Annotated in this window: 1 pseudogene; it reads left to right on the forward strand. The window is 66.3% G+C overall.

Features of this window, described 5'->3' with window-relative positions:
• A pseudogene (locus tag SB764_RS39525) lies at positions 1-279 on the forward strand (hypothetical protein); the annotation flags it as partial.

The following is a 279-nucleotide window of genomic DNA, read 5'->3' on the forward strand; positions in this document are numbered from 1 at the left end:
TCTTTATTGCCCTGGTGTTGCTCGCCGGCGGCCTGTTGGTGCGCGGCGTCCCGGCAACTGCCGCTTTGTTGGGCGGCACCGTGCTCGGAATGTCCGGTCTGGCTGTGTGCAACGTCGCCATGCCGTCCTTCATCCGGGAGCACTACGCGGAGCGAACCTCCATGATGACAGGGCTCTACACGTTCGCCATGTCCGGCGGCGCAACGTTCGCCGCGGCGGTCAGCGTTCCCTTGGCGCAGCAACTCGGTACGCCGTCCCTGGGCTTGGCTGCATGGGGTG

Source organism: Paraburkholderia sp. SIMBA_027 (assembly GCF_046535315.1).
GTDB lineage: Bacteria > Pseudomonadota > Gammaproteobacteria > Burkholderiales > Burkholderiaceae > Paraburkholderia > Paraburkholderia tropica.